Origin of the sequence: Planktothrix sp. PCC 11201 (assembly GCF_900009135.1) — a bacterium.
GTDB lineage: Bacteria > Cyanobacteriota > Cyanobacteriia > Cyanobacteriales > Microcoleaceae > Planktothrix.
In genome coordinates this window covers 18,900-31,102 of the sequence record NZ_LT797697.1, presented here as the reverse complement: position 1 = coordinate 31,102, position 12,203 = coordinate 18,900, and the positions used below count along the sequence as shown (strand labels likewise).

Below are 12,203 nucleotides of genomic sequence, written 5' to 3'. Positions count from 1 at the left end.
CCGCTCCCCCCGCCTCCCCTACCCCCTACCTACGGCAACTCCACAGAAGTCGGTTTGGCAATATGTGGCAGTCCCCAGCCCAATTTTTCTCGGAGAACTTGAAAAAATTCCGGGGGTTGAAGCCTAATAAATTTGGCATGATAGGGCGATCGCTGAACCCTCACTTGATAGTCTGGAAGGACATAACAACCGCCATTTCCATCCACCACCATCACCAACTGATTCGGACTCGCCGGATAAATGATCACGGGTTCTTTTTCCCCATAAATCAAAGCCCGAGAAGCCAAAGAATGGGGACAGATGGGCAGTAACTGTAACACTTCCACCCCGGGAGTCACCACCGCCCCCCCTGCTGACAAAGAATAGGCTGTTGAACCCGTGGGAGTGGAAATAATCACCCCATCAGCGGCAATATCCACCGGAGCATGACGACCAATTTTAATTTCAAAATGACACATACAGGTCATGGGTTCCCGGTGTAACACCATTTCATTCAGACACAGCGCTTCCCATAGCACTTGCTCTGACTGACACACCTCCACCGCAATCATGGTACGGTTTTCAACAATATAGTTGCCGTCGATCACTTGTTCCAAGACCGCAGGCAGTTGATTCAGGTAGGTTTCGGTTAAAAACCCCATGTGACCCGTATTCACCGCCAACAGAGGAATTCCATGGGGTGCCAGTTGACGAGAGGCCGAGAGAACCGTACCATCCCCACCCAGAACAATAGTAAACATCATCTCCCGATCAAAATCAGGAGGGGCAAGTTGATCTATAGGAATCCGATGTAAAGGATTTGGCCCCATGGAATAGCCTAATATCCCCCCGGTTCCGGGTGCAGTACAAACCTTGAATCCTTGCCCTGTCAGCTTATCTTTGATCTCGGTAGCAGCACGACAAGCGGTGGGTTTGGAGTCATTATAAATAATCCCTACTTTTGGCACGCGACGTCTTCTTAAAATTGAGTTTAAACAGAGTCAGGGTCTATCTCAGAACTGGAATTTCCATCCCAATTCTGAGCAGACACAAAAATTTAGCTATAGTTAAAGCATACTCTGTCTTTGGGCGATTGCATTCAGTTAGAGGGGCTTGAAGGGATTGCTTCTTTTTTTGCGTTTTTTCAGTTTTTCCTGTTCATATTCGAGTTCTTTCAGTTTTTTCATAATTCGACTAAAGTATTCCTGCATATAGGTTTCTAAGGTGCTGATTTCCTTGGGGTCGATGCCAAAAACTTGATAGGTTTCATCCATTGAGGCTTGCAGGGATTGACCATTGGCTAAAACCTCGGCAAAGGCTAGACGGTCAGAGACATTCCAACTCCACTGAAACCAGCGCGTGATCTGACGGAATAGACGCAGGACTTGGGTGGGGGTGCGGGTAATTTTAGCTTCTTTACCCGAAAGCCGTTCACACAAACGAATAATTTCCTCGGCTGTCCAGGCTTTGGAACCGACGATGGGAAAACTTCTATTCTCAGTTTCAGCAACGGATAGGGCCTTAACCGCAAATTTAGCGACATCGATGGTGTCCATATAGGCAACGGCAGAACTTAACCCGGGTACCAAAACCGCTTGTTTATCCAAAATTGGAATGGCATATTGACTAATTAACCCTTGAAAAAATCCACAGGGCTTTAAAATGGTGTAATTTAAACCGGACTCGGCTAAAAATAGTTCGGTACAGCGCTTGATTTCTAATAATGGGACTTGAGGATATTTCTCGGCATCTAAAAAGGAAAAAAAGATAAACCTTTCCACTCCCGCTTCCTTGGCAGCTTGAATCAGAGAAACTTTCCCTTTCCAGTCTATTTGTTTAATCCCGAGGGAATCCGTAGGACGGGCCGTGGCTGCGTCGATGACGGCCGTTACTCCTTCTAGGGCAGATTTTAAAGTTTCGGGGTCACATAAATCCCCAGGAACGAGTTCGGCCCCCCATTCTTTTAAAAATGCGGCTTTGCGGTAACTGCGTGCTAAACAGCGCACGGTATAACCCTCATCAATGGCGCGACGCACCACCTGTCTCCCCAATGTGCCAGTCCCACCAACAATTAATAAAGTCATGAATATGAGTCTGAAGATTAAAGTTTGTTAAGTATGCTATCAAATATTCTCTCATTTTTTTACAAAACTTTACAAATTTTTGAGGGTTGACCCTGTAGATCCTTTCATAATATGATCAAATCCTTACCCCTAAATCGTGATTTTTTCAAGTCTTGAAACGCTTTTTGTATAGAATCCCTTGAATCCGATGGGAAAACTGGAGTATAATAAGAACACAGGTTTTCATTGAACTTACAGGATATTAACTATGACACTTCGACTTGGGGATACCGTCCCTAACTTTACTCAAGCGTCTTCTGAAGGCGATATCAGCTTTTATGATTGGGCTGGGGATAGCTGGGTGGTGTTATTTTCTCACCCTGCCGATTATACTCCCGTTTGTACAACGGAATTGGGAACTGTTGCTAAGCTAAAACCCGAATTCGACAAACGCAACGTTAAAGTTATTGCTTTGAGTGTAGATGATACCGAATCCCATAAAGGTTGGATTCAAGATATTAACGAAACCCAAAATACGATTGTTAATTACCCCATTTTAGCGGATGGCGATCGCAAAGTATCCGAATTGTACGACATGATTCATCCCAACGCTAATGCCACCCTGACCGTGCGGAGTGTCTTCATCATTGACCCTAACAAAAAACTGCGTCTGAGCTTCACCTATCCCCCCAGCACCGGACGCAACTTTGATGAAATTCTGCGGGTGATTGATTCTCTCCAACTAACTGACCACTACAGCGTTGCTACTCCCGCCGACTGGAAGGATGGGGGAGATTGTGTAATTGTCCCTTCCCTGAAAGACCCAGAAGTCTTAAAAGAGAAGTTCCCCAAAGGTTATCAAGAAGTTAAACCCTATTTACGTCTGACTCCTCAACCCAATAAATAAAACCATCTTCAACAAAAAACCCGGTTTTACCAAGCCGGGTTTTTTGCATTAGTCCTGTTAATCTTTAAAATAAAAGAAACCCATTACTAAATTTTAACTAGGACGTTGCTCATGGACATCAAAAACGGTTTTGTTGGCACAATTGGTAATACACCTTTAATTCGATTAAATAGTTTCAGCGATGAAACTGGCTGCGAAATTTTAGGGAAAGCAGAATTTTTAAATCCCGGCGGGTCTGTGAAAGATCGGGCGGCTTTATATATTATTAAAGATGCAGAAGCAAAAGGATTACTTAAACCCGGTGGAACCGTTGTAGAAGGAACCGCAGGCAATACTGGGATTGGATTAGCTCATATTTGTAATGCTAAGGGTTACAAATGTTTAATTATTATTCCCGATACTCAATCTCCTGAGAAAATGGAAGCATTAAGAACATTAGGGGCAGAAGTTCGTCCGGTTCCGGCTGTTCCTTATAAAGACCCCAATAATTATGTTAAATTATCGGGACGTTTGGCTTCAGAAATGGAAAATGCCGTGTGGGCAAATCAATTTGATAATTTAGCCAATCGGATTGCCCATTATGAGACAACGGGGCCAGAAATTTGGCAACAAACCGATGGTAAAGTTGATGCTTGGGTGGCTGCCACCGGAACCGGAGGAACGTTTGCGGGGGTTTCGCTGTTTTTAAAAGAGAAAAATCCTCAGATTAAAACCGTTGTAGCTGACCCGATGGGCAGTGGTTTATATAGTTATGTGAAAACCGGAGAAATTAGCCTTCAGGGTAATTCCATTACAGAGGGTATTGGGAATAGTCGAATCACGGCAAATATGCAGGATGTTCCGATTGATGATGCTATTTTAGTAGACGATCAAGAAGCAGTGCGGGTGGTTTATCAACTATTAAGAAAAGATGGTTTGTTTATGGGGGGTTCCGTTGGCATTAATGTGGCAGCGGCGGTAGCTTTAGCGAAAGAAATGGGGCCAGGTCATACAATTGTAACGGTTTTATGTGATGGGGGCGCTCGCTATCAATCTAAATTGTTTAATCAACAATGGTTGCAGGAAAGAAATCTCTGGCCGAATAATTTAGATTAGAAAACCTAACGAGAGACTGCCTGAAATCGGGTTTCTGGAACAATCTTTGTATCATAACCCAGATTTAACCAAGAAACCCGTTTTCTGATTCTCCTGTTGGGTACTTGCAGATATTTGGATGCTTCGGGATATTGTGGATTTATTTATTAATAAAGGGCTTGAAGAAATATGCGATCGCTTCCCGATAAACAACAATATTTTTCAGTTTCCCGATATACTAAAAAGAGAATTTCAACCAGACTACCTCTTTTGAACCCATGACATCCTCTAAATGGCAATTAGGTCTTGTTGCCTTCAGTCTAACCAGTGCCTCTATCTCCGTTCAAGCTCAAGTCATCCCTGATGCGACCTTACCCATCAATTCTGCCGTCACTCAAGAACAAAACCGTTTTCAAATCGACGGCGGAACACCTGCGGGAACCAATCTGTTTCATAGTTTCGGTGAGTTTTCCTTACCAACGGGTACGGAAGCATTTTTCAATAATTCCACGGAAATTGTAAATATTATTACTCGTGTGACGGGTGGAGGGGTTTCTAACCTAGATGGACTGATTCGAGCCAATGGGATTGCTAACTTATTTTTAATTAACCCGAACGGGATTGTTTTTGGCCCCAACGCTCGCCTTCAGATTGGGGGTTCGTTTTTAGGTAGCACGGCTGAAAGTCTTTTATTTAGTGATGGTAGCGAATTTAGTGCTACTAATCCCCAAGCTCCACCCCTGCTGACGATTAATGTTCCCATTGGGTTGCAATATGGCTCAGATCCAGCCAGTATTGTTGTCCAAGCTTCTCAAGCATCAACAGAGGAAGGTGAGGGAGGGCTACGAGTCGGGACAGGAAAAGCGTTAAGTCTAGTCGGAGGCTCACTCAAGTTAGATAATGCCTTTTTACTGGCCCCCGGTGGTCGAATTGAATTAGGGGCACTGGCAGAATCGGGAATTGTAGGATTAAGTCCAGAGGGCCATTTGAGTTTTCCTAGTGGAGTGAGCCGAGCGGATATTCTGCTGACCAATGGTACAGAAGTTACTGTTCGGGGTGAAATGGGGGGTGATATTGCTGTAACGACTGGAAATCTGACATTACAAGAAAGTTCAACCCTCAAAGCGGGAATTGCAGCCGGAATGGGTTCTCCTGATGCTCAAGCGGGAGACATAGACATCAACGCCACAAACAACGTCACGATCATCGGCCCAGACAGCTTTATCTCAAATGCGATCCTAGGTGATGCCATGGGCAATGGTGGCGACCTCAGAATCTCCACAGGTGCTTTAATGGTGTTGAATGGAGGCCAAATTTTCGCAGCAACTTTGGGAAAAGGGAATGTAGGGGATATTGAGATTAATGTGCGTGATACGGCAAGATTTGATGGTGCAGCAAGGGAAAATGAAAACTCTAGCGCAGCTTTAAATCTAGTATATGGAATGGGTCAAGGAGGAAACATTTCTCTCTCCGCAGGTACTTTAACCCTCACTAATGGTGCAGCAATACAAGCAAGTACCTTTGGTCATGGAAATGCAGGTAATATTATCCTGAATATTCGTGACCGGGCAACCTTTGATGGTTCGAGTTGGGACGGTTTTAGCACCGGGGTTTACAGTCGTAGCGAAACCAGTGAAACGGTTGGTGATGGTGGCAATATTAGTCTGAGTGCTGGGTCAGTTTTTGTGACCAATGGTGCAGTAATTACGGGGAGTACAGAAGGGCAGGGTCGTGGGGGAAATATTAACCTCTTTGTCCGAGATCAAACTGTTTTAGATGGTTTAGAACCCATTATAGAAAAGGACGACCTTAGACTATCAAGTGGTCTTTTCAGTACCGTCAAGAAAACCGGGGTGGGAACAGCCGGAGATATTAATGTTTTCACAGGATCTTTATCTATTACAAATGGTGCAGTGATTATTACTAGAACTGATGGACAAGGAAGGGCGGGTAATATTCTTGTGAATGCCCAAAATTTTGTCTCAGTTTCAGGATTTGGATTAGATTTTTCTGGTAGTGGTTTATTTGCTCAAACTGAACTTGAAGCAGTTGGAGATGCCGGAGATATTGTTATTAACACTCCCTCGTTTCAAATTTCCCAAGGTGCTGTTGTCAATGCTCGGACTTCTAATAATAGCAATGGTGGTAATATTGTCATTAATACAGATCGATTTGAAGCGTTGACAGGTGGACAATTGTTGACTTTTGCCAAAGGTCAAGGTCAAGCGGGTAACATCACAATTAATGCCACTGAAGGGATTTTTCTTTCGGGTAGTGATCCGACATTTTTTGAACGCCAACGTTTCTTTAATACTATTGTTATTGGCGATAATCAAAGTCCTGCCAGTGCTATCTATGCTAACACGGAGAAAGAATCAACCGGTGGAGGGGGTAGTTTAAATCTTCAAGCCGATAGTATTATTCTTAAAGATGGAGCAGAAATATCTGTTACGTCCAATGGTTCAGGGGCTTCTGGAAACTTAAATATTTTGGCTCCAACTATTAGATTAGATAATAGTAAATTGACGGCTGAAACCAATGCAGGTGAATTCGGTAACATTGGTATTCAAACCGAAGATATCCGCTTACGAAATAACAGTAATATTACAACAAATGCTCAGGGTTCTGCTCGTGGCGGTAATATTGTTATCAATACGGAAAAAATAACGGCTTTAGAAAATAGTGATATTACAGCTAATTCAGTACAGGGAAATGGCGGACGAGTTGTGATTAATGCTCAAGGAATCTTTGGAACAAATTATCGAGAACAAGAAAATCCGAGAACCAGCGATATTACAGCAACGAGTGATTTGGGAGCAGAATTTAACGGTACAGTTGAGCTTAATCTTCCCATTGTTGATCCCGCTTCTGGATTAATTAATTTACAGGAAAAGTTTGTCAATGCAGAAACATTAATTGATCAACGGTGTCTTCCAGGAAATACCCAACGCAGTAGTTTTATTATCACTGGAACTGGTGGTTTACCCTTAAATCCTACCACGGAACCCCTAAGTTCTGATCAAGGTTGGGTTGATCGTCGGTTTTCAGATCAACAAATTTACCCCAATCCGCCAGTAAAGTCAAGGAACATTGTAGAAGCACAAGGTTGGATTATTCATGAAAATGGTATGGTTGAATTAGTCGCTGAAATTACAAATTCCCGTCCCAATTCTTCATCTATTCCTGTTCCTTCTTGTCCTGAAATATAGCAATCCTCAATAGTCCCTTAACTTTTATTGAGTCCTAGATCCCCCCTAACCCCCCTTGGAAAAGGGGGAACCGGATTCAAAATCTCGATTAGAAAGGGAGGAATTGGAGTTCAAAGTCCCCCTTTTTTAAGGGGGATTTAGGGGGATCTGATCTATTATATAATCAGTAGTTTCTTAACTTTTATTAAGTCCTATTTATGAAATCTATCTTTTACAAATTTAAGTTTCTTTTATTCATATTACTAGGACTAACTTTAATCTTAATTTTAAATCTAGTTAAACCTCGGGTTGGATTAACGTCAACTCCCTTACACCTAGAAGCGCAACACCTCACACAACAAGGACATCAACAGTTAAATTTAGGTCAAGCTGAAATGGCTTTAGAAACCTGGAAAAAAGCCAATCAACTTTATACTAAATTATCGGATCATGAAGGAATTATCGGAAGTCAAATTAATCAAAGTCTGGCGTTACAAGCACTGGGAAATAATTATCAAGCTTGTTTAATTTTACTCCCAGCACTTGAAATTAAAAATAATAACCAAATTTGTCAGAGAGGAGGAGAAGAAACAGAAGATTTTTCTCAACTTCAGGGAACAATGATACAAGGAATTGCTTTACAGAATCTAGGGGATATTCTTCGCAAATTAGGAAAGTTAGATTTATCCCATATAACTTTAGAAAAAAGTCTAAAAATTGCTGAATCTTTTAATAACAATCAGCAAGTTAATAGAATTTTACTCAGTTTAGCAAATACAGAACAAGCTCAATATCAACAAAAATATGATTTATACAAGAGAACTGAGTTATCTCAGAATCTAAAAAATGCGATCGCCCAAGCAGAAACAGCCTTAAAACACTATCAACAAGTCGCAACTCAAGCAGAAAACTCTCTCCCAGTTAAAGCTAATCTAAATCAACTCAATTTACGTCTGGAATTAAAAGCGGCGTTAAGTAAATTTGTCAATGAAGATAATCTCAATATTCAAAAAATAATTAACCAAAATCAGGAACAAATCTCTACTATTTCTGAAGCATTTATTAAAGACTTATCTATCTTTTCAAACTTTTCAGCTATTCAAGAAATTTATGCTCAATTAAAATTGGCTCAAATTTTTAGCCAGTTGGAAACCCAAGAATATTTCGATACAGCTTGGAACATCACTGCATCTGCTCTGGAAAAAGCCAATGAAATTGATAACAAAAGATCTCAATCCTATGCTTTAGGACTGTTAGGAAAATTATCTCAACAGAAAAATCAACCTTTAGATGCTCAAAGATTAACTCAATCTGGTTTAAGTTTAGCTCGCTCCATTCAAGCTTGGGATATTGTTTATCAGTTTGATTATCAGTTAGGACAAATTTATGAAACCCAGGGACAGGTTGAAAAAGCGTTAAGTTTCTATCAAGATTCCCTGGAAATCTTAAAAAAAGTTCGTCCTAATGTTCTGGTTTCAGAATTAGATACTCAATTATCTTTCCTAGAAAAAATTAAGCCAATTTATGAAAGCTATATCTATTTACAACTTCAAACTCCCACACCGGAAACATTGCAAAATGTAACTCAAGTTATCTCTGAATTTCAACAAGTTGAACTCGAAAATTTTTTACAATGTAATACTCTGGAAAAACAGTCTTTAGACAGAACAGTTCCGGTTATTTATATGTTAGTTTTAGAAACAAAAAATCGAGTTGCTATCATTGTTCAGGGAACTAAAACACTTGAGTATCAACTTTATATTACTGAATGGGATAAGGTAAAAATTGCTATTAATAAATTACAAGATACTTTGCAACAAGGAGAATTTAAAAATAGTGATTCCCAGAATTGGTTAGATGCTAATACTCTCCAACTCTATCAACTTTTAATTCAACCCCTTGAACAGTTTTTACCCCCTCAAGGAACATTAGTATTGGTTTTAGATAGTTTGTTACAGGGGATTCCCTTCTCGATTCTCAAAGATGAGCAAAACCATTATTTAATTGAAAAATACACTTTAGCTTTTAATTTGGGTTTTCTCCTCAAAACCTCTCCTCCTTTATTTAAGCAAACTCCAAAATCTTTACTCATTGGTTTAACTCAAGCTAATCAAGATTTTAAACCTTTAAAAAATGTTAAATATGAAATTGAAAAAATTAAATCTAAAGTAATTTCCAGCCAAGTGTTATTAGATCAGGATTTTACTCGAAAAAACTTGACTTCACAATTCAATCAATCGCATTTTTCCGGCTTACATATTGCGACCCACGGCGATTTTAGTTCCGATCCCAATCAAACATTTATTCTCGCCTATGATGATAAGATCTATTTGAAAGAATTAGATCAATTACTCAGAAACAGAAATGAACAAAATTTTACTCCGATTGAATTAATGGTTTTGAGCGCTTGTCAAACTGCCGCCGGAGACCGTCGCGCTAGTTTAGGGTTAGCGGGTGTTGCTATTCAAGCTGGGGCGGAAACTGTGGTAGCCAGTTTATGGAATGTTAGCGATCGCTCTACTGCTTTACTCATGGGTTTATTCTATCAAAATTTGAGCAATCCTAACCTAACAAAAGCAGAAGCTTTACATCAAGCTCAAATCGAATTACTTAATAATAAGAAATATAAGGATTTTAATTATCCCTATTATTGGGGAGCTTTTATTTTAGTCGGAAATCGACTTTAACTGTGTTACATTCGGGATTCAGATCCCCCCTAACCCATTGAAAAGGGGGGGAATTAGAGTTCAAAGTCCCCCTTTTTAATGAGGATTTAGAGGGATCTAACTTTAAAAACAGTTATCCCGACTTTGGAGTTAGAAAGATCGGTTTCAACAGTTAGTTTATAGTCTTTTCCCGGCTGTAAAGATGGATTAAAGGGATAATCAATTGTAATCACTCCTTTTTCATCGGGTGTAACTGTTTTTGCTTCTATTGTTCTTTCTCCTATCCCTTCTGAACTTCCACTATAAACCAGACGAACAATATAATTTGTTGCGCCTTCAACCGCATACCAAGAAAATTCCGGTCTATCACTTTCTAAAGTAGAATAATTCTTAGGACTAACAATTGTTGGAGTATTTTTATCCTCTGGATTTCGGGGAGAATCTTCTATGCAACCCTGGGGACTTTCACAGTTACTGGGTGATGTTTCTTGAGCAGTAGTCTTCTGAGCTAAAGGATAAGATAACTGATTTTCTTGAGCAGCTTGAATTAATTCACTTCTTGCCAGTACAATGAAAATTAAACTCAACAAAGTTACTGCTATTTTGAGTTTCATAGAATTTGTCTAGCCTCTTTTAAACGTTGACGGGCGATCGTTTGCCAGATTCTAACCTCTATTCTATCCTGAGAGTTAGCTTTTAAACAAGCCTTCCATTCCTCTAAAGATTCAGTTTTCTGATTTTTAGCTTCTAACACCTGAGCTAATAAACAATGGCTATCTCGACGTTTTTCATCGAGTTTAATCGCTTTTCGTAAATTCTTTTCAGCCTGAATATACTCAGTTTTTATCCAATAAGCCCAGCCTAAATTCTTATGTAAAGCTGCTTGAACATTAGCTCGATCTGTTTTTTTTAACCCCTCTGAACTTAATTGAATTGCTGTTGCTGGATCACCCTTTAAAATTTGTAAACGAGCCAAGCTATTCTGAGCATAAACCCCAACGGATTGATCCGACTGCATTGCTAATTTATACTCGGTTTCCGCCTGTTGAAAATCCCCTGAATCATCATATAATTTTCCTAAATTATAATGAGCAACATAATTTTTAGAATCAATATCTAGTGCTTTTTGATAATTTTTTTGAGCGCATTCAAAATTATTGTCTTTGTTACAAATTAATCCCAGATTATTGTATACTTTAGCAGCATTTTTATTAAAAATCAAGGCTTTTTCAAGATAAAATTTAGCTTGGGTAGAGTCTCCTTTTTCAAGAAATTCTACGCTTTTCTGATAATAATAATTAGCAATAGGTGTTTTAACTAAATAAAAGATGATACTTCCTGTTATACTTAAAGTGATCGAAAGGGCAAAGAAAACTTTAAATTGATCAGACTGAATAACTTGATGGGTAAAACGTTCAATTTGCTTACGGCGTAAATTATAGGGAGTTAAATCTTTTAAAATTTCTCTAGCATTATGGGGTCTATTATAGGATTCTAGTTCCATTAACCTATCAATATAATCAGCAAAAGCACTAGAGATTTTAGGAGCTTTATTTCGCCAAATCAGTTGACCCGTTTTGGAATCTTTGGGAAGTTCTAGGGGAGATATTCCGGTTAGTAAATGAACAAATGTACGCCCCAAGGCAAAAAAATCGGATTGCAGCACCGCCTGTCCATTCATCTGTTCTGGGGGAGAATAACCCCCCGAAATAACGGTAGTCACATTGCTTAAATTGATTTTTGCTAAATGGGTCACTGTCATTTCCCTAACCGTTCCAAAATCAATTAAGGCTAAACTATGATCGGGTTTACAAATAATATTAGCTGGTTTAATATCTCGATGAAAAAATTTTTTTTGGTGTAAAATTTCTAAAATTTCACAAATTTGTCTTAACCACTTTAAAGCTAAATTTTCTGAAATCGGAGCATGGTTACTCAACCAAGTTTCTAAGTTTTCCCCGGCAATTTTTTCCATGACCAAACAGTAAAGCCGACGAGAACTTCCGGTAGGTTTAATCTTAAAAAATCCGCCTCTCTCAACTTTAGGAATGCCGGGATGATCCAAATCTCTTAAAATTGAGGCTTCTCGAAAAAAGAGATCTACCAGTTCAGGATCATCATATTTTAAGACTTTCATAACTTTGGAATGTCCTTGATCATCTATTTCAAAGATATCCGTTGAATATCGAGGATCAAGGGTTCGTAAAGGTTTCAACAAGCGATAACGTCCTTGCAATAGTAGAGGAGTTTCGCAGGATTGACAAAACTGCAAGGAATTGGGGTTTTTACGCGATTTACATTCAGGGTTAATACAGTAATTCACACA

The 12,203-nt window shown here is 39.6% G+C and carries 8 protein-coding genes; 4 read left to right on the top strand and 4 right to left on the bottom strand.

The window, feature by feature from the left end:
* Positions 1-29: 29 nt before the first annotated feature.
* On the bottom strand, positions 30-947 hold the full coding sequence (locus PL11201_RS08090; RefSeq protein ID WP_079678092.1) for an NAD(+) kinase: 918 nt from the start codon (positions 945-947) through the stop codon (positions 30-32).
* Positions 948-1,082: 135 nt separating this feature from the next.
* Positions 1,083-2,063, bottom strand: a complete 981-nt coding sequence (locus PL11201_RS08085) for an SDR family oxidoreductase (protein ID WP_079678091.1) — start codon at positions 2,061-2,063, stop codon at positions 1,083-1,085.
* A gap of 247 nt (positions 2,064-2,310) precedes the next feature.
* On the opposite strand from PL11201_RS08085, the gene PL11201_RS08080 reads away from it, so the two are divergent.
* The 4 genes from PL11201_RS08080 (at position 2,311) to PL11201_RS08065 (ending at position 9,898) form a co-directional block, all read left to right on the top strand.
* A complete protein-coding gene (locus tag PL11201_RS08080; RefSeq protein WP_079678090.1) occupies positions 2,311-2,949 on the top strand; it encodes a peroxiredoxin in 639 nt (212 codons plus the stop codon).
* 111 nt (positions 2,950-3,060) lie between these two features.
* On the top strand, positions 3,061-4,044 hold the full coding sequence (locus tag PL11201_RS08075; RefSeq protein WP_079678089.1) for a cysteine synthase A: 984 nt from the start codon (positions 3,061-3,063) through the stop codon (positions 4,042-4,044).
* A 257-nt stretch (positions 4,045-4,301) separates the two neighbouring features.
* Positions 4,302-7,232 (top strand): two-partner secretion domain-containing protein, encoded by a 2,931-nt coding sequence (locus PL11201_RS08070; RefSeq protein WP_079678088.1) that lies wholly within the window; start codon positions 4,302-4,304, stop codon positions 7,230-7,232.
* Positions 7,233-7,429: 197 nt separating this feature from the next.
* Complete coding sequence (locus tag PL11201_RS08065) at positions 7,430-9,898, top strand: CHAT domain-containing protein (protein WP_079678087.1); 2,469 nt, start codon at positions 7,430-7,432, stop codon at positions 9,896-9,898.
* An 86-nt stretch (positions 9,899-9,984) separates the two neighbouring features.
* On the opposite strand, the gene PL11201_RS08060 is transcribed toward PL11201_RS08065, so the two are convergent.
* On the bottom strand, positions 9,985-10,491 hold the full coding sequence (locus PL11201_RS08060; protein ID WP_079678086.1) for a DUF928 domain-containing protein: 507 nt from the start codon (positions 10,489-10,491) through the stop codon (positions 9,985-9,987).
* Complete coding sequence (locus tag PL11201_RS08055) at positions 10,488-12,200, bottom strand: serine/threonine-protein kinase (protein ID WP_079678085.1); 1,713 nt, start codon at positions 12,198-12,200, stop codon at positions 10,488-10,490. The genes PL11201_RS08060 and PL11201_RS08055 overlap by 4 nt, the downstream gene beginning before the upstream one ends.
* Between the last annotated feature and the right edge of the window lie 3 nt (positions 12,201-12,203).

Bases quoted from the DNA above. Each gene is read 5' to 3' on its own strand.
- PL11201_RS08085 (WP_079678091.1), bottom strand. From the start codon at position 2,063: ATGACTTTATTAATTGTTGGTGGGACTGGCACATTGGGGAGACAGGTG.
- PL11201_RS08080 (WP_079678090.1), top strand. From the start codon at position 2,311: ATGACACTTCGACTTGGGGATACCGTCCCTAACTTTACTCAAGCGTCT.
- PL11201_RS08075 (WP_079678089.1), top strand. From the start codon at position 3,061: ATGGACATCAAAAACGGTTTTGTTGGCACAATTGGTAATACACCTTTA.
- PL11201_RS08070 (WP_079678088.1), top strand. From the start codon at position 4,302: ATGACATCCTCTAAATGGCAATTAGGTCTTGTTGCCTTCAGTCTAACC.
- PL11201_RS08065 (WP_079678087.1), top strand. From the start codon at position 7,430: ATGAAATCTATCTTTTACAAATTTAAGTTTCTTTTATTCATATTACTA.
- PL11201_RS08060 (WP_079678086.1), bottom strand. From the start codon at position 10,491: ATGAAACTCAAAATAGCAGTAACTTTGTTGAGTTTAATTTTCATTGTA.